17 protein-coding genes and 3 pseudogenes are annotated in these 15,968 nt (G+C 69.4%); 5 read left to right on the top strand and 15 right to left on the bottom strand.

Annotated features, from left to right (window positions below):
* Window positions 1-208: 208 nt before the first annotated feature.
* On the bottom strand, window positions 209-778 hold the full coding sequence (locus ACH492_RS14240) for a S1 RNA-binding domain-containing protein (RefSeq protein ID WP_398986169.1): 570 nt from the start codon (window positions 776-778) through the stop codon (window positions 209-211).
* Between the two features lie 48 nt (window positions 779-826).
* Window positions 827-1,946 (bottom strand): annotated as a pseudogene (locus tag ACH492_RS14235) (IS630 family transposase).
* Between the two features lie 114 nt (window positions 1,947-2,060).
* Between ACH492_RS14235 and ACH492_RS14230 the strand changes: the two are divergent.
* Complete coding sequence (locus tag ACH492_RS14230; protein ID WP_398986167.1) at window positions 2,061-2,294, top strand: recombinase; 234 nt, start codon at window positions 2,061-2,063, stop codon at window positions 2,292-2,294.
* A 3-nt stretch (window positions 2,295-2,297) separates the two neighbouring features.
* On the opposite strand, the gene ACH492_RS14225 is transcribed toward ACH492_RS14230, so the two are convergent.
* The 5 genes and pseudogenes from ACH492_RS14225 to ACH492_RS14205 form a co-directional block, all read right to left on the bottom strand.
* Window positions 2,298-3,038 (bottom strand): hypothetical protein, encoded by a 741-nt coding sequence (locus tag ACH492_RS14225; RefSeq protein WP_398986165.1) that lies wholly within the window; start codon window positions 3,036-3,038, stop codon window positions 2,298-2,300.
* A gap of 409 nt (window positions 3,039-3,447) precedes the next feature.
* A pseudogene (locus tag ACH492_RS14220) lies at window positions 3,448-3,605 on the bottom strand (uracil-DNA glycosylase family protein); the annotation flags it as partial.
* Window positions 3,602-5,044, bottom strand: a complete 1,443-nt coding sequence (gene purB / locus ACH492_RS14215) for an adenylosuccinate lyase (protein ID WP_398986164.1) — start codon at window positions 5,042-5,044, stop codon at window positions 3,602-3,604. The pseudogene ACH492_RS14220 and the gene purB, both read right to left, overlap by 4 nt.
* 139 nt (window positions 5,045-5,183) lie before the next feature.
* Window positions 5,184-5,963, bottom strand: coding sequence for an SGNH/GDSL hydrolase family protein (locus ACH492_RS14210; protein ID WP_398986162.1), 780 nt, complete (start codon window positions 5,961-5,963; stop codon window positions 5,184-5,186).
* A 220-nt stretch (window positions 5,964-6,183) separates the two neighbouring features.
* The gene (locus ACH492_RS14205; protein ID WP_398986160.1) at window positions 6,184-6,414 is read right to left on the bottom strand and encodes a hypothetical protein; all 231 of its coding nucleotides are present in this window, start codon (window positions 6,412-6,414) and stop codon (window positions 6,184-6,186) included.
* Between ACH492_RS14205 and ACH492_RS14200 the strand changes: the two are divergent.
* Window positions 6,337-6,528: pseudogene (locus ACH492_RS14200) on the top strand (maleylpyruvate isomerase N-terminal domain-containing protein); the annotation flags it as partial. The gene ACH492_RS14205 and the pseudogene ACH492_RS14200 sit on opposite strands and share 78 nt — an antisense overlap.
* Window positions 6,529-6,613: 85 nt before the next feature.
* A complete protein-coding gene (locus ACH492_RS14195; protein WP_398986157.1) occupies window positions 6,614-6,862 on the top strand; it encodes a holin in 249 nt (82 codons plus the stop codon).
* On the opposite strand, the gene ACH492_RS14190 is transcribed toward ACH492_RS14195, so the two are convergent.
* The 5 genes from ACH492_RS14190 to ACH492_RS14170 all read right to left on the bottom strand — a co-directional run bounded on the left by ACH492_RS14190 (window position 6,859) and on the right by ACH492_RS14170 (window position 13,308).
* The gene (locus tag ACH492_RS14190; protein ID WP_398986155.1) at window positions 6,859-7,872 is read right to left on the bottom strand and encodes a hemolysin family protein; all 1,014 of its coding nucleotides are present in this window, start codon (window positions 7,870-7,872) and stop codon (window positions 6,859-6,861) included. The two genes, ACH492_RS14195 and ACH492_RS14190, sit on opposite strands and share 4 nt — an antisense overlap.
* Window positions 7,863-9,206, bottom strand: a complete 1,344-nt coding sequence (locus ACH492_RS14185) for a hemolysin family protein (protein ID WP_398986154.1) — start codon at window positions 9,204-9,206, stop codon at window positions 7,863-7,865. The genes ACH492_RS14190 and ACH492_RS14185 overlap by 10 nt, the downstream gene beginning before the upstream one ends.
* Before the next feature lie 158 nt (window positions 9,207-9,364).
* Complete coding sequence (locus tag ACH492_RS14180; RefSeq protein WP_398986152.1) at window positions 9,365-9,787, bottom strand: GNAT family N-acetyltransferase; 423 nt, start codon at window positions 9,785-9,787, stop codon at window positions 9,365-9,367.
* 136 nt (window positions 9,788-9,923) lie between these two features.
* Window positions 9,924-12,488 carry an FtsX-like permease family protein gene (locus ACH492_RS14175; RefSeq protein WP_398986150.1) on the bottom strand — a complete coding sequence of 855 codons (2,565 nt, stop codon included), beginning with the start codon at window positions 12,486-12,488 and terminating at the stop codon, window positions 9,924-9,926.
* Window positions 12,489-12,495: 7 nt separating this feature from the next.
* Entirely contained in the window at window positions 12,496-13,308 is an 813-nt protein-coding gene (locus ACH492_RS14170) for an ABC transporter ATP-binding protein (protein WP_398986148.1), read from the bottom strand.
* 164 nt (window positions 13,309-13,472) lie between these two features.
* Between ACH492_RS14170 and ACH492_RS14165 the strand changes: the two genes are divergently transcribed.
* Together ACH492_RS14165 and ACH492_RS14160 are read left to right on the top strand one after the other, a co-directional pair.
* A complete protein-coding gene (locus tag ACH492_RS14165) occupies window positions 13,473-13,739 on the top strand; it encodes an antitoxin (RefSeq protein WP_398986145.1) in 267 nt (88 codons plus the stop codon).
* Complete coding sequence (locus ACH492_RS14160; RefSeq protein ID WP_307664830.1) at window positions 13,736-14,107, top strand: fic family toxin-antitoxin system, toxin component; 372 nt, start codon at window positions 13,736-13,738, stop codon at window positions 14,105-14,107. Before ACH492_RS14165 ends, ACH492_RS14160 begins: the two co-directional genes overlap by 4 nt.
* Window positions 14,108-14,143: 36 nt before the next feature.
* Here the strand turns inward: ACH492_RS14160 and ACH492_RS14155 are convergent, their stop codons facing one another.
* Genes ACH492_RS14155 through bioD form a run of 3 tightly spaced genes read right to left on the bottom strand, consistent with a single transcriptional unit; the run spans window position 14,144 to window position 15,937 of the window.
* Window positions 14,144-14,830, bottom strand: coding sequence for a class I SAM-dependent methyltransferase (locus ACH492_RS14155; protein WP_398986143.1), 687 nt, complete (start codon window positions 14,828-14,830; stop codon window positions 14,144-14,146).
* A gap of 34 nt (window positions 14,831-14,864) precedes the next feature.
* Window positions 14,865-15,218, bottom strand: a complete 354-nt coding sequence (locus ACH492_RS14150) for a VOC family protein (RefSeq protein ID WP_398986141.1) — start codon at window positions 15,216-15,218, stop codon at window positions 14,865-14,867.
* A 5-nt stretch (window positions 15,219-15,223) separates the two neighbouring features.
* Window positions 15,224-15,937, bottom strand: a complete 714-nt coding sequence (gene bioD, locus ACH492_RS14145; protein ID WP_398986139.1) for a dethiobiotin synthase — start codon at window positions 15,935-15,937, stop codon at window positions 15,224-15,226.
* Window positions 15,938-15,968 lie beyond the last annotated feature (31 nt).

Raw genomic sequence — 15,968 nt, 5'->3', positions numbered from 1 at the left:
GACCCCAAGCCGTTCATCTGGACCAAGACGGCCGAGGAGATCCTCGACTCCCTCGCCCGTTTCTGCCGACGGATCTCCGGCGCAGGACACTAGTGCTGTGACCGTATAGGTTCGCCGTGTTGGGACAGGGGTCTCCCCTTCACTGCGCAGGCGAATGGTGCCCGGAGACGCTCGTGCAGAGGAACCGTGTGATGGCAACACGGAGGGGTCATTGAAGGGCGGGTGAGACCTGCCGTCGAGAGAGGGACAGCCTGCGTCGCTCTCGATCGATTTCGGTGACGACGACCGTGACCTCGTCGCCGACCTGGAAGATATCCTCCGGAGCTTCCACGGGCGGCCATGTGAGTTCTCGCAGGTGGACCAGTCCCTCGATGCCGTCGGCGACCTGAACGAAGACGCCGAATCGGAGCAGTTTGGTGACCTGCCCCTGCAGTTCCTGGCCCACCGCGGTGTGGTCGGCGAACGCCTGGAAGGGGTCGGGTTGCGTCGCTCGCATGGACAGCCTGGCCTCTGCGTTCCACGTGTCGAACTGGAGGAACTCGCATGAAACGCGCTGGCCAGCGTGAACGACGTCCGAGGCTGCTTCGAAGCGTCGCCAGGACAGTTCGGGGATCGTGATGAACCCGACGCCGGGGAAGACCGGGTGGTCGGGTCCGTCGTCCAACGCCACGAACACGCCGAACCGTTCGATCGCTGTGACTGTGCCGGAAAGGAGCTCGCCGCAGCGCAGTGATTCCAGGAACGCCCAGAGTTCTGGGTTCTCAGACGGTCCGACCATGCTGATCAGCCTTTCATGAGGGACTGTGAGTTGGACCAGGAGAGGCGGTCATGCAGCAACCTTGAGGGGGTGTCCGCCCCAGCGGATGCCCTTCTCGCAGCGGATTCGGGCCCGCTCACGTCGTTCGGCAGCCAGGACATCCCGGTGGCGGGCGTTGGCATTGCGCCAGCGCAGGTAGGAGTGCGGCCCGGGTCTGCACGGGGTGGTTGGAGTAGTTCGAGTTGGCGATGGTGAACTGCCGCAGTGGTCCGAAGTGAGCTTCGATCGGGTTCGCCCACGACGCGTAGGTCGGGGTGAAGCACAACTCGACCCGGTGTTTCCTGGCCCAGCGGCGGATGTGGGCGCCTTTGTGGGCGGACAGGTTGTCCAGGATCACGTAGATCGGGGCGCCGTCGGGCCGTGCGGCGCGGATCGACTTCAGCGCGGCCAGCGTGTTCGCGGCGCCCTTTTTGCGGCGGTTGACGTCCCACAGGGTGTCGTCGCCGACCGAGTAGCAGCCGTGGAAGTAGCGCACTCCGTGGGTGCGGTGGTAGGTGGCCGGCACACGGTCAGGGCGCCCCTGCTCGGCCCAGCCAGAGCCCGCGGTGGGCCTGATCCCGAGCGGGCCGAACTCGTCGAAGGCGAAGACCCTGTCCGCAAAGCGGTCCAGGACCCCTTCGATCCGGTCCAGCTTCGCCTCGCGCTGAGGGTCCGGAGACTCCTTCCATGTCTTGGTGCGCTGGAAGGTGACGCCGCGGCGGGCGAGTAGACCGCGTAACGCCTCGTGGCCGATTCGGATGACTCGGCCGTGGACCTTCCGTAGGTGGGCGACCAGCTTGCGCAGCGACCAGCGGGTGAAGGGCTGGCCGAGTTTGGCCGGTCGGGTGGTGGCCGTCGCGATGACGAAGTCCCCGTCGTCACCGCTCAGCAGGCGGGGACGGCCTCCCGCCCACTGAGGGTCCAGGCAGGCCAAGCCGATCTCGTTGAAGCGGTGGATTACATCCCGGACGGTGTCCTCGTCGGCCTGTACCAGCTGGGCGATCACCGGCACCCGGTTCCCGCCGACCGAGGCCAGCAGCATCATCGCGCGCCGGTAGCGCACCGAGTTAGTGCTGCCCCGGCGCACTACCTGCTGCAGCTTCTGCCCCTCCTGGTCGGTCAGTCTGCGCACACGGACAGGCTCAGCCACCGCACCTCCAGCAGTCGGATCGGCAATCACCCCACATCCAACCGCCACAACCACCAACCCGGCGAACCTATGCGGTCACAGCACTAGTTCAGAGAAGCCTGCATCCGCTGTCCGATGCTGCACATCAACCCGAAGATGCTGGACCGCCTCGAAGAACTAGAAGCCGACCTACATGCTCGCCTGCGGCGGGCTCAGGACGAGCGCTGGATCGGCGAGGTCGAACGCATCAACCTCACGCTGACCTTCCTGCGCGCCAAGCGCGAGGAGACCCGGCGACGAGCCCGGCGCGCGGCTGTCGACCTGGGCACCCCACAGCCCCGGCACCGCGCGACGAGGAGAAAGGAGTGATCACTACGACCTGTGGTCCGGCCCCGGACGCATCAGCAGCAGATCCTCGCCCCATGCATCGAGCGTGGGCCCATGGCCAGCCTTTCGTGCAACAGTCTCGACCCGGGCGAAGAGCCTCCGCTGGAGGTCCACGTCACCAGTCCCTGCGATCAGTCCGATCGTGTCCAGCAGCACGCCCGTTTCCCACCCCGGCAGGGGAAATCTCTGCAGCTCCCACTCCAGGTACTTGTTATAGGGACGCGGACGACGATCCAGGGTGAACAACAGCTCCAGCAGGAAGCCGATGCTGTCGGCCGCATCGAGACGGGCCGCCAGCAGGTGGCCATCCCGGGCGTTCTTGACCGATCGATACAGAGAGTTGGCATACGCATCCATCCAACCAGCCGCCGCCCGAAACGCCTCGTCGCTGTCAAGCCGCCCCTTGGCAGCGACGATGTCGGCGATCTCACCGTCGAGCCGGTCGATCACAATCCGGGCGCGAGCGAGGGCATAACGCTCATGGCCACCGAGCCGACGGAATGCGTCGACCGTGGTGACGAGGACATCGAGCTCAGCAGAACGGTGACCATTGAGATCCGAGAGGCCGGAATCCGCCTCCTCCGCGACGATGATGTATACATCGCGGTCGGAATGTTTGGTGGCCAGGCCGTCGTGAGCATGGGAGCCCTTGAGGACAAGCCCGAGGACGGCCGGGTCGCTGGCGACGCGGGCAAGCAACGCCTCATAAGTCAGCTTGGGAATCATGCCGTGATCTCCAGTGAGTTGGACGGACTGCACATGCCGACCATCCCTCGCCGCCATGCCGACGGGAGAGCGGTCACTCCGTCTGCGACGGCCGCAGTGCCGCCGCCCTGAAGATCAACGCACGGTCGGCACGTTACCGGCCCCGGTCTACCGCCGCAGCCCTTTTCTCCTCGGAGCATCTGCGCCGACGGCGCCAGGTTCGGCCCGAGGGCGAATACCGCCGGCCAGCGCACCACGACCCAAGACGTTTGAGCTCCCTGCCGTTCTGATGCCGCTGATCTCAGAACGCAGGGCGCCTCTGATCAGTCCCGGAATTCACACGCCCTCACACCAACTGCCCCCGCACCAAAGGAGATTCATTGACGAACTACCTGCGTGGCATAACACGAACGAGTGAAGTGCAGAGGAGCAGCACCGGCCAGAACCGGTTGCCGGGGCGGGCGAAGTGATGGCCGGTCGCCGCCGTCATCAGGCCGGGTTGATGCCGCAGAAGAGCACAGAAAGACCGCCCGCCACCACATCCGGAACGATGCGGTCGCGGGCGGCCTCGAGCTCGGCGGGGGTCAGAGGATCGACCCCGGGGTGTAGCCGGCGGCCTCCGGGTGCTGCTTGACGATCTCCTCGATCCGGGAGACCACCGCTGCCACCTGGTCGCTCGCCGCGCCCGTGAACGACAGCTTGTCGGCCATCAGCGCGTCCAGCTCCGCCCGGTCCAGCGGGATCCGCTCGTCCGCGGCGAGCTTGTCGAGCAGCTCATTGCGCTCTGCGCCCTGCTCACGCATCGCCAGCGCCGAAGCGACGGCGTTCTTCTTGATGGCCTCGTGCGCGAGTTCGCGGCCCACCCCGGCCCGAACAGCGGCCATCAGCACCTTGGTCGTGGCGAGGAAGGGGAGGTACCGGTCCAGCTCACGGGCGACGACCGCGGGGAACGCGCCGAACTCGTCGAGCACCGTCAGGAAGGTCTCCAGCAGGCCGTCGAAGGCGAAGAACGCGTCCGGCAGCGCCACCCGGCGCACCACGGAGCAGGACACATCGCCCTCGTTCCACTGGTCGCCCGCCAGCTCGCCGGTCATCGAGGCGTAGCCGCGCAGGATGACCATCAGGCCGTTGACGCGCTCGCAGGAGCGGGTGTTCATCTTGTGCGGCATCGCGGAGGAGCCGACCTGGCCGGGCTTGAAGCCCTCGGTGACCAGCTCGTGGCCGGCCATCAGCCGGATCGTCTTGGCGACGGAGGACGGCGCGGCGGCCAGCTGCACCAGCGCGGACACCACGTCGTAGTCGAGGGACCGGGGGTAGACCTGGCCGACCGAGGTGAAGGCGTGCGCGAAGCCGAGGTGCCCGGCGATGCGCTGCTCCAGCTCGGCGAGCTTCGCGGCGTCGCCGCCCAACAGGTCGAGCATGTCCTGCGCGGTGCCGACCGGGCCCTTGATGCCGCGCAGCGGATAGCGGCCCAGCAGGTCCTCGAGCCGTCCGTACGCCACAAGCAGCTCGTCGGCCGCGGTCGCGAACCGCTTGCCCAGCGTCGTGGCCTGCGCGGCGACATTGTGCGACCGTCCGGCCATCACCAGCTCGGCGTACTCACCGGAGAGCTTGCCCAGCCGGGCGAGCACGGCGACCGTGCGGTCGCGCATCAGCTCCAGCGAGAGCCGGATCTGCAGCTGCTCGACGTTCTCGGTCAGGTCGCGGGAGGTCATGCCCTTGTGGACCTGCTCATGGCCCGCGAGCGCGTTGAACTCCTCGATCCGCGCCTTCACGTCGTGGCGGGTGACCTTCTCGCGCTCGGCGATCGACGCCAGGTCGACCTGGTCGAGCACCCGCTCGTAATCGGCGATCGCGGCCTCGGGCACCTCGATGCCGAGGTCCTTCTGGGCGCGCAGCACCGCGAGCCAGAGCTGACGCTCCAGCTTCACCTTCTGCTCGGGGGACCACAGGACGGCCAGCTCCGCGGAGGCGTAGCGGCCGGCCAGGACATTGGGGATGCGAGGCTTCGCAGACACAGCAGTCACGTGTCCAGATTCTACTGGCGGTTTCTGCAGGCCAGCGACGCGGTCCCAGTTGTACCTTGCTACGAAAGGCTCCGAGGTCCTCCGAGGAAGTCCGAGGAACTCCGAAGGACTACGCGAGACGACGAGGAACTACGACGGGCTACGAGAGCGGCGGCTCGTACGGCAGGAGCTCTGGCCGCTTCGCCGGCCGGCCATCCCCGGATGAGCGCCCCGTCAGCCGCCGCGCGATCCACGGCCCCAGATGCTGCCGCGCGAACCGCAGATCGCCGGCCCGCCGCGCCGCCCAGCCGGCCCGTGCCGCCGACGGCAGCAGTGTCTGCCAGTCGTGCTCCGCGTCCAGTCCCAGCGTCTGCCAGACGGCCTCGGCGACCCGCCGGTGCCCCTCGGCCGTCAGATGCAGCCGGTCGACGTCCCACATGCGCTGGTCGCCGAGGACTTGGGACCCGTACAGATCCACCACCAGGGCACCGTGCCGGGCCGCCAGTTCGTCGATGTAACTGAACAGCTCCTCCATGCGTGGGCGGAAGCGCTCCATCACCGGACCGTTGCGGCCCGGGCTGCGCATCAGCACCAGTTGACCGCAGGACGGCGTCAGCTTCTCCACGGCCTCCTCCAGGAGCCCGCGCACCCGCCCCATGTCGCACTTGGGCCGCAGCGTGTCATTGAGCCCGCCCACCAGCGTGACCACATCCGCCTGCATGGCGGCCGCCACGTCCACCTGCTCGTCGACGATCTGCCCGATGAGCTTTCCGCGCACCGCGAGATTCGCGTACCGGAAGCCCGGCGTGCGAGCGGCCAGCCGGCCCGCGAGCAGATCCGCCCAGCCGCGGTACGAACCGTCGGGCAACAGGTCGGACATTCCTTCGGTAAAGGAATCGCCGACCGCGACAAAACTGGTGTAAGAGGCACTCATCTCCATGGCGAAGCGATCCTACCGCGCGGTAACGTCCGTCGGTTCCGTACCGGGAGGGAGCCCTGTGAGTGACGCGCTGGCCGAGGCGCTGGCCGATCCAGTGACCTCGATCGACACCTGTGACGACGACGTGCTCGACCCCGACACCGCGGTGAAATGGCTGGAGACGACCGGCTATCTGCTCGACCGGCTGTCGCCCGCCGACCGCCGGGCTCTGTCCCACCTGCTACGCCGGGCCGCCGGGCGCCAGCCCGACGGAGCCTGGCGGGACGATCTGCTCCGGATCTCCGAGGAGTTCGGCCTCGACGACGACCAGCACGAGCTGTACTGCGACGCCATCGAGCAGCTGGAGCGCCGGTTCGTCGAGACCGTACGGGACGTGGACCCCGCCACGCCTGTGCCGAGCTGCCCCGACTGGACCTTCGCCGACCTCGTCAAGCACCACGGCACGACGCATCGCTGGATGGAACATCTCGTACGGACCCGGGCCGCCGAGCGCGTCTGGTCGCGGGACGTCCCTCTCGACCTGCCCGAAGACCCGGCGGCTTATCCGCAGTGGCTGGCCGGCAGCGCCGAGGTCACGCTGCGCTGTAATCGGGCAGGCGGCCCGTCCGCGAGGGCTGTCGGCACGGCGCGTTCCGCAGTATGTCCAGAGCATGTTCACCACAGACTTCTGGAAAGCCACCGCGGAGCGCGCCGTGCGCACCTTCGCGCAGTCGCTCGTCGCCGTCCTGACGGCCGGTGCGACAAACCTCTTCGACGTCGACTGGCAGGCCGCACTCGCCACCGCCGGCCTGGCCACCCTCCTCGCCGTCCTCACCGCGATAGGCGCGGCCAAGGCCGGACGGCCAGGACCGGGTATCACCGAGACCACGGAACGGGCCGTCACCCGTGAGGTGAGTTAGCCGGGTCTGCCCACCAGCTCGCGCAGCACGTCCTCCATCGTCACGAGTCCCACCGGCGTGCCGTCCTCGTCCACCACCGCCGCCAGATGCGTACGGCTGCGCCGCATCGCGGTCAGCACATCGTCGAGCGGAGTGGTCGCCCGCACCCGGGCGATCGGGCGCATCGCCGAGACCGGGAACGGCACATCGCGCGGAGTCGCGTCCAGCGCGTCCTTCACATGGAGATAGCCGAGGATCCGGCGGCTCGCGTCGAGAACCGGGAAGCGGGAGAACCCTGACTCGGCCGCCAGCTGCTCCAGCTGCTCGGGCGTGGTCCCGGCCCGTGCGTACACCACCCGCTCGATCGGCATCACCACATCCCGCACCGGTCGGCGCCCCAGCTCCAGCGCGTCGCGCAACCGCTCGGCAGACCGGCCGTCGAGCAGCCCGGCGTCGCCCGCGTCCCGCACCAGCCGCGCCAGTTCGTCGTCCGAGAAGGTCGCCGACACCTCGTCCTTCGTCTCCACCCGCAGTAGCTTCAGCAGCCCGTTGGCGAAGGCGTTGACGGTGAAGATCACCGGGCGCAGCGCACGGGCCAGCGTGACCAGCGGCGGTCCGAGCAGCAGCGCGGTCCGCGTGGGCTCGGCCAGCGCGATGTTCTTCGGCACCATCTCGCCGAGCAGCATGTGCAGATATGTGGCCGCCGCCAGCGCGATCACGAAGGAGATCGGGTGCACCAGGCCGTGCGGCACGCCCACCGCGTCGAAGACGGGCTCCAGCAGATGCGCGATGGCCGGCTCGGCGACGATGCCGAGCACCAGGGTGCACAGCGTGATGCCGAGCTGGGCCGCGGCCAGCAGCGCCGAGACATGCTCAAGGCCCCACAGGACGCTGCGCGCCCGCCGGTTCCCAGCCTCCGCCTCAGGCTCGATCTGGCTGCGGCGTACGGAGATCAGGGCGAACTCCGCGCCGACGAAGAAGGCGTTGACCACCAGGGTCAGAAAACCGATGAGGAGCTGAATCACGACCATCGTCGGGCCTCCTCGGGGTCGCCGGCCGAGGGGATCGGCGCATGCATCAGCACCCGCGCCGCACGCCGTCCGGAGGCATCCACCACATCGAGCTGCCAGCCCTCCAGCTCGATCCGGTCGCCCTCTGCGGGGATGCGCCCCAGCTCGGTGGCGATAAGTCCGGCGAGTGTTTCGTACGGGCCTTCCGGCACCCGCAGCCCGACCCGCTCAAGTTGGTCGGTGCGGGCGGCGCCGTCCGCCGACCACAGGGTGCGTCCGTCCGCGTCCTCGCCGGCCGGCGCCAGGTCCGGCGTCTCGTGCGGATCGTGCTCGTCGCGCACCTCGCCGACCACTTCCTCCACGATGTCCTCCAGCGTGACCACGCCGGCCGTGCCGCCGTACTCGTCGATGACGACGGCCATCGTGTTCTTGCCGGACAGTCGGTCCAGGAGCCGGTCCACGGTCAGTGTCTCGGGCACGAGCAGCGGCTCGCGCAGCAGTTCGGAGACCGGGTGCCGGGGCCGTCGCCCGGCCGGGAGGGCCAGCACGTCCTTGATGTGCGCGATCCCGACGACGGTGTCGAGGCTGCCCCGGTAGACAGGGAAGCGGGACAGGCCGGTCGCGCGCGTGGCGTTGGCTACGTCCTCGGCGGTGGCCTGCACCTCCAGGGCGGTGACCTGGACCCTCGGGGTCATCACATTCTCCGCGGTCAGCTCGGCCAGATTGAGGGTGCGTACGAACAGCTCGGCGGTGTCCGCCTCCAACGCGCCCTCCTTCGCGGAGTGGCGGGCCAGCGCGACCAGTTCCTTCGGGCTGCGCGCGGAGGCCAGCTCCTCGGTCGGCTCCATTCCGATTCGGCGCAGGATGCGGTTGGCCGTGTTGTTGAGGTGGCTGATGAAGGGCTTGAAGGCGGCGGTGAAGATCCGCTGCGGTGGCGCCACGACCTTTGCCACGGCCAGCGGGGAGGAGATGGCCCAGTTCTTCGGGACCAGCTCGCCGACGACCATCAGCACGATGGTGGACAGCCCGGTGCCGATGACCAGGGCAGTGGATGAGGCCACCGAGGGGGAAACGCCGAGAGCCTCGAGCGGGCCGCGGATCAGCTTGGCGATGGACGGCTCGGCGAGCATGCCGACGATCAGGTTGGTGACGGTGATGCCGAGCTGGGCGCCGGAGAGCTGGAAGGTGAGGCTCCGGGCGGCCTTGAGGGCGCCGGCCGCACCGCGCTCGCCGCGCTCGGCGGCGCGCTCGAGGTCGCCGCGCTCGACCGTGGTGAGGGAGAACTCCGCCGCGACGAAGGCGCCGCAGGCGACCGAGAGCAGCACCGCCACGACAAGCAAGAGCACTTCGGTCATCGGTTCACCTCCGTCCCATGATCGGGCAGGGACTGGAGGAATGCTCTGTGTCGGCTACTGGGAGGCTCGCCCATGGGCGGACGCTCACACCTTTCGTACGGAGAGGATGGTCTGCCCATGGTAAAGGACCTGCAAAGTGTCCGATGCGACGGCGGCGCCTAGACGAAGGGCTTCACCCAGCGGCGCCAGTGGTCCTCGCGTTGGTACCCGGCGGCGGCCCACGCCCGCCGGGCCCGCTCATTGGCCTCCAGGACCATGGCGTCGCCGCGCCTGCCGCCCACAGCCAGGAAGCGACTTTCGGCCGCCTCCAGCAGCGCCGAAGCGACCCCCTGCCGACGGTGGGACGGCAGCACGGCAAGCCGGTACAGCGAGCAGCGCCACCCGTCGTACCCGGCGATCACCGAGCCCACCACCCTGCCCTCGGACTCGGCGAGGATCAACGCCTCGGGATCGCGCGCGACAAGACGGGTGACCCCGTCCACGTCGTCCGTGATGCTCGTGCCCTCCGCCGCTTCTTTCCAGAAGCTGAGGACGGTCTCGGCCTCGTCGGCCCTGGCGGCGCGTATCTGCAGGTCGATCACGGACGGGAGCCAAGCACGCGGGGGAACGGGCGCGCCACCGACTTTCAGGGTTCGAGACGGGCCGTGGGCGTGCGGCTTCCGGCCCAAGGCGCAGCTCCTGGATCATCGGGCCGACTCTCCCCGATCACCGGGCCGACTACTCGTGCGCGATGGCGGCCAGCACATTCATCCGCGAGGCTCGCAGCGCCGGAAGCACCGCCGCCGCGAGCCCCACGACCACCGAGCCCACCACGACCGCGACGACCATGCCCCACGGCACGGCGAACGCCGTCAGTCCCTCCAGCGCCAGCACCTGCTGCACCGCCACACCCCACACCATGCCCAACGCGAGCCCCAGCAGCGCCCCGAAGACCGCGATCACGACCGATTCCAGCCGGATCATGTGCCGCAGCTGGACGCGGGAGAGACCGATCGCGCGCAGCAGCCCGATCTCCCGGGTCCGCTCCACCACCGACAGCGCAAGGGTGTTGACCACACCCAGCACGGCGATGACGATCGCCAGCCCCAGCAGCGCGTACACCAGGTAGAGCATCACGGCGATCTGCTGGCGGACCAGCTCCTTGTAGTCGGCCTGATCCCTGACCTGCACCTGCGGATACGGATCGAGGGCCGTCTCCAGGCCCTTGCGCAGGTCCTGGGCGTCGCTGCCGCTCTTGGCGTTGACGTAGAGCGCGGCCTCCTGCCCGCCCGGCAGATACTTCTCGGCGGTGGCGAGCCCCATGAACAGGCCGCCCTCCATCCCGGGCCCGCCGCTCTGTTCCATGTCGGTGAGCGCCCCCACCGTCAGTCTCGCGCGCTGTCCGCCCGCGAACTCGGCCGGCAGGACCGACCCGATGCGCACCTTGTGTTCGGTGGCGTACTTACGGTCCATGGCGATGCTGTCCGGCGCGAGGGCGGCCGCGGTGTCGCCGCTCGCATAGGTGATGTGGGCGGCCTCGTCGAGCTGCGGGTCGTAGCCGGAAGCCGTCGACTCCACCCGCTTCCCGTCCGGCAGGCTCAGCGCGAGCGGCGCGAAGCGCTGCCGTACGACGGTGCCCGCGCTGTCGACCCCCTTCACCTTTTCGGTGATCTCTTGCGGGAACGGCATGAAGTTGCTGTTCTGTACGACGAAGTCCGCGCCCAGCGTCTTGTCGATCTGGTTGTCGAAGGACTTGGTCATCGAGGCGCTGGCGATCGAGAGCCCGCCCACCAGCGCCAGGCCCACCATCAGCGCGGCCGCGGTGGCGCCCGTGCGCCGCGGATTGCGCAGCGCGTTGCGCTGGCTCATCCGGCCGACCGAGCCGAACACCTTGGGGAACGCCCCGCCCAGCACCCGGATCACCGGCCGCACCAGTAGCGGCCCCGCCACCACAGTCGCGATCAGCGTCAGCACCACGCCAAGGCCGAGCAGGGAAGACGCGGTCGCGGTCTTCTCGCTCACCACGCAGCCGGCCAGCGCTGCCGCTCCCGCCGCGCCGACCACGGTTCCGGTGATCGCCCGGATCTTCAACGGCCGTCCCACACCCGCGACTTCGGCATCCGCCAGCGCGGCCATGGGGGAGACCCTGGCCGCCCGCCGGGCCGGCAGATAGGCGGCCACGAAGGTGACGCCGAGGCCGACCGCGTACGCCGACACCGGTGTCGCCACGCCCACCACCATCTCGGCGGCGCTCAGATTCATGCCGAGCAGACCCATCAGCTCGATCAGCCCGGCCGCGAGCCCGATCCCGGCGGCAAGACCGAGCGTCGAGCCGACAAGCCCCAGCAGCACCGCCTCGGTGAGCACGGAGCGGCGCACCTGGCGGCGGTCCGCGCCGAGCGCCCGCAGCAGCCCCAGCTCGCGGGTGCGCTGGGCGATCAGCATCGAGAAGGTGTTGACGATCAGGAAGATGCCGACCAGCACGGCGACACCCGCGAAGCCGAGCATCACCCACTTGATGACATCGAGGAAGCCGCCCAGCTGGGCGGCGGCCGACTCGGCCTGCTCGTCGGCGGTCCTGAGGTCGTACGCATCACCCAGTTCGGCCGCGATCCGCTGCTTGAGCGTCGCGTCGCTGACCGTGTCCGCGGCGTCCACCGAGATCGAGGTGGCCACCCCGGGCCTGCCAAGCAGCTTGGTCTGGGCCGTCGGGGTGTCCAGGAAGACCAGCGCGGCGCCCGGGTTGGTGGTGGTGAAGGTCGCGATACCGACGACCTCGACCCTGAACGAGCCGGGCTGCGCGAGGACGGTGAGCGTGTCCCCGATGTCCACCTTCTTCTTGTCGGCGGTGTCCTTGTCGAGCAGCGCCTCGCCCGGCCCGCTCGGCGCGCGCCCGCTGGTCAGCTTCACCGGACTGCGTTCGGTGACATTCCAGTTGGTGGCGATGGTGGGGGCGCCGGTCGTCGGTCCGACGGGGTCGTTCTTGTCGTCGACGACGGTGATGTTCTCCACCGCTGCGTCGATGTGTGTGGCTTTGACGCCGTCGACCGAGCCGATCCGGTCGGCGAGTTCGGTGGGCAGGGTGCGTACGACTCCGGTAGGCAGCCTCTCGTCGATGCCCTCCTTCGGCGCGACCGTCACATCCGCCGAGGTGGAGGCGAAGAGCCGGTCGAAGGTACGGGAGACGGTGTCCGAGAAGATCAGGCTGCCACTCACGAAGGCCACGGACAGCAGCACCGCCAGCGCCGAAAGCAGCAGTCGGCCCTTGTGTGCGAAGAAGCTCCGCAGCGTCGCTTTCAGCATCGTGGCCTCAGCTCTTGCGCAGGGCGTCGGAGCCGGGGGTCTGGGGCTGTGCCCCGGAGAAGAGCCGCATGCGTTCCAGTACCGCCTCCGCCGTCGGGTCCTGCATGACGTCGACGATCCGTCCGTCCGCCAGGAACAGCACCAGGTCGGAGTAGGCGGCCGCGCCCGGATCGTGCGTCACCATCACCACCGTCTGGTCCAGCCGGTCGACGGCTTCGCGCAGGAAGGTGAGCACCTCGGCACCCGCGCGCGAGTCGAGATTGCCGGTCGGCTCGTCCGCGAAGATCAGCTCGGGGCGGGAGGCCAGCGCCCGCGCGCAGGCCACCCGCTGCTGCTGCCCGCCGGAGAGCTGGGCGGGCCGGTGCCGCAGCCGGTCGCGCAGCCCGAGCGTGTCGATGACCTGCTCGACCCATTCGCTGTCGGGTTTGCGCCCGGCGATGTCCATGGGGAGCGTGATGTTCTCGGCGGCGCTCAGCGTGGGCAGCAGGTTGAACGCCTGGAACATAAAGCCGATCCGGTCCCGGCGCAGCCGGGTCAGCTCGCGGTCCTTCAGACCGGTGATCTTCGTGTCGCCCAGCCAGACCTGACCGGCGGAGACGGTGTCGAGTCCGGCGAGGCAGTGCATCAGCGTGGACTTCCCGGACCCGGAGGGACCCATGACCGCGGTGAACCGGCCGCGCGCGATGTCGACGTCGACGGCGTCCAGGGCGCGTACGGTCGTCTCCCCGCTGCCGTACGCCTTGGTCAGGGCCCGCGCCCGGGCGGCGAGCGGCACATCCGAGGCCTGGCCGTGGGCGGGTGCAGTGGCAGGTGTGAACAAGGCCGCCTCCCGGGTCGTGGCTGCTCCGACTCCCGTACAAGTGGCGAGAGTAGACGGGGCGTGCGTGCGTCGGTATCCCTCGTAGGTCCGGTCCTCCGGGCTCATGTAGGGGGCACCTGACGGACCTGTTGCTCATGCTAGCGTCTGTGCGCTAGCTTTACTCCGTGGCGAAGACTCAGCTGAACGTGAGAGTGGACGAGACCACCGCGGAGGCCGCGCGCCGGCGGGCGATGCAGCGCGGGATGAGCGTCAATCGCTACATCGAAGAGCTCGTCAAGCAGGACGCGGGCGAGGTGGGACGCACCTTCGTGGAGGCGGCGTCGGACTTCATGAAGCAGTACGAATCCGTGTTCGCGGAGGAGTTCGGCGAGTTCGGCACCGGCGCCGGTACGGGTACCAGCACCGGCACCGGCCGCGAAGGCAAGCGTTGACTCTTCAGATCGACCTCGCGTGGCTGCTCATGGTCGCCGAGCACAAGACCCCCGGCGATCCACAGGTCACCGACTGGGGCGCGCTCGTCGCCGCGGTCAGCCGTCATGACGCCGAGATATTCGGCATCCCCGTCTACAGCGACCCGCATGCCCGCGCCGCGTCCCTGCTTCAGCTGCTGCTCCATGTGCCCGCGCTCGAGCACTCCAACGCGATGTTCGCTTCCGCCGTCGCGTACGGCTATCTCGTGGCCAGCGGACTGAAGGTCGTCACCTCGCCCGTGCAGGTACGGGACCTGGCGCGGCTGGTCAAGGAGGGCAAGGCGGACGTCAGAACCATCGCCGACGAGCTGCGGCAGTGGAGCCAGTGATCACGCGCGGGCCAGTGATCACGCGCGGGCCGGTGATCACGCACCCGCGGTATCGCTGAAGGGTCGCCGCGCCACGCCCAGCACACAGGGGGACGAAGGCAACCGGATGCCCCTCTCGGGCACCTGCAGCCTGCGATACGTCCCGAGCTCGAAGCCCGCCGCCTCGATCGCGGCGATGGTGTCCCGCGCGGTGTGACACCCGCCGAACAGCAGCGGCCAGACCGTGCGGTCCAGGGCGCGCTGGGTCCGTGCCATGCCCTTGGTCTCGGCCAGACCGTGCTCGAAGAACCGCAGCTCACCCTCCGGCCGCAGGACCCGCCTGATCTCGGCGAGCGCCCGCGGCAGATCCCGTACGGAACACAGCACCAGTGACACCACGGCCGCGTCGAATGCCTCACTCTTGACCGGCAGCGCCTCGGCCGCCCCTGGCGCCACGTCCACCGGGACCTCGGTGCTCCGCGCGGCCTGCGCCGCCAAGTGCCGCAGGCTGCGCTCCGGTTCGAGCGCCACGACCTCGGAGACGGCCGGCGGGTAGTGCGCGAAGTTCAGACCGTTGCCCGCGCCGATCTCGATCACCCTGCCGGACAGCCCGGACAGCAGTTCCTTGCGGTAGGCGGCGATACCCGCGTTCGTCTCGGCCGCCACGCTGACCTTGGCGTAGACGCGGGCGAACACCGGGTGATGGACGGCGTCCCGGGGCACTTTGGTGCTGCGCAGGGGCATTGCGGGCCTCCTCGGAACGGCGGTGCGCTCACCGTCATTGTCCCCCTGCGGCGACAAAGCAGAACTCGTTCCCCTCGGGATCGGTCAGGACCTGGAACCTTCCGTGATCGTTGGTGACGACCGCGCCGAGCCGTGCGGCGCCGAGCCGCACGGCCTCGTCTGCCGCCTCCTCCACCTCGCCCCCGTCCAGATCGAGATGGAGCCGGTTCTTCGCCGCCTTGCCCTCCGGCACGCGCTGGAAGGCGACCCGTACGAAACCGGGCGGATCGATGTACGACCAGTCGTCGCTGCGGTCCACCGGGTCCCCGCCGAGCAGGGACGCCCAGAAGCGCACCAGGCGAGCGGGGTCGTGGCAGTCGAAGACGATCTCGTCGATTTGGGCTCGCATGAGGATCAGCGTACGGCGGCGGTGAACGCCTGGGCGTCCCACTCGCCGCCGAGCCTGCCCGCGAGCCAACTCCCGGCCCGCGCACGGAACTCGGCGGGCGCCAGCGCACCCGCCCCTTCCGGCACGGCCCCCAGCAGGGGCGCGCCCGCGGCCTCGGGCAGATCCGCGAGATTGCACTGCGCGGCCAGATCCGGTTCGCCGGGCCAGCTCCCGACCACCACGCCGAGCTGCTCCAACTCCCGTCCCCGCAGGGCCTCGGCGGTCAGTGCCACCGCATTGAGCGTGCCAAGACCGGCGGGTGCGACGACCAGCACGGGCGCGCCCAGCAGCCGGGCGACATCGGCGAGCGACCCCCCGTCCTCGTCGAACCGCACTAGCAGCCCCCCGGCCCCCTCGACCAGCACGAGGTCATGCTCCGCGGCCAGCTTCTCGACGGCCTCGACCACGTCACGCGTCCGTACCGTCGCCATCCCGGCCCGCCGCGCGGCGGTCGCAGGGGCCAACGGCTCGGGAAACCGCGCGAGTTCGACCCCGGTTACCGCCCCCGCCAGCCGAGCGACCTCGGCCACGTCCCCCGGCTCACCGGGTGCGACCCCGGTCTGCGCCGGTTTGACGACGGCGACGGACCGCCCCTGCGCCCGGAAGACCGAGGCGACGGCCGCGGTCACGACGGTCTTGCCGATCTCGGTCCCGGTCCCGCTGACGACGATGACGCTCATCCCGCTCCTTGCCCTGTCCCGCATCCGTACC

Source organism: Streptomyces sp. NPDC019443, assembly GCF_044389785.1.
Taxonomy (GTDB): domain Bacteria; phylum Actinomycetota; class Actinomycetes; order Streptomycetales; family Streptomycetaceae; genus Streptomyces.
Note: the sequence above shows the minus strand (reverse complement) of the source record. Positions and strands in the feature narration are given on the sequence as shown.

Coding starts and splice junctions, on each gene's coding strand:
- bioD (WP_398986139.1), bottom strand. CDS start 15,937: ATGAGCGTCATCGTCGTCAGCGGGACCGGGACCGAGATCGGCAAGACC.
- ACH492_RS14195 (WP_398986157.1), top strand. CDS start 6,614: ATGTTCACCACAGACTTCTGGAAAGCCACCGCGGAGCGCGCCGTGCGC.
- ACH492_RS14210 (WP_398986162.1), bottom strand. CDS start 5,963: ATGGAGATGAGTGCCTCTTACACCAGTTTTGTCGCGGTCGGCGATTCC.
- ACH492_RS14190 (WP_398986155.1), bottom strand. CDS start 7,872: ATGGTCGTGATTCAGCTCCTCATCGGTTTTCTGACCCTGGTGGTCAAC.
- ACH492_RS14240 (WP_398986169.1), bottom strand. CDS start 778: ATGGTCGGACCGTCTGAGAACCCAGAACTCTGGGCGTTCCTGGAATCA.
- ACH492_RS14225 (WP_398986165.1), bottom strand. CDS start 3,038: ATGATTCCCAAGCTGACTTATGAGGCGTTGCTTGCCCGCGTCGCCAGC.
- ACH492_RS14230 (WP_398986167.1), top strand. CDS start 2,061: ATGCTGCACATCAACCCGAAGATGCTGGACCGCCTCGAAGAACTAGAA.
- ACH492_RS14150 (WP_398986141.1), bottom strand. CDS start 15,218: ATGCGAGCCCAAATCGACGAGATCGTCTTCGACTGCCACGACCCCGCT.
- ACH492_RS14175 (WP_398986150.1), bottom strand. CDS start 12,488: ATGCTGAAAGCGACGCTGCGGAGCTTCTTCGCACACAAGGGCCGACTG.
- ACH492_RS14155 (WP_398986143.1), bottom strand. CDS start 14,830: ATGCCCCTGCGCAGCACCAAAGTGCCCCGGGACGCCGTCCATCACCCG.
- ACH492_RS14205 (WP_398986160.1), bottom strand. CDS start 6,414: ATGCGTCGTGCCGTGGTGCTTGACGAGGTCGGCGAAGGTCCAGTCGGG.
- ACH492_RS14185 (WP_398986154.1), bottom strand. CDS start 9,206: ATGACCGAAGTGCTCTTGCTTGTCGTGGCGGTGCTGCTCTCGGTCGCC.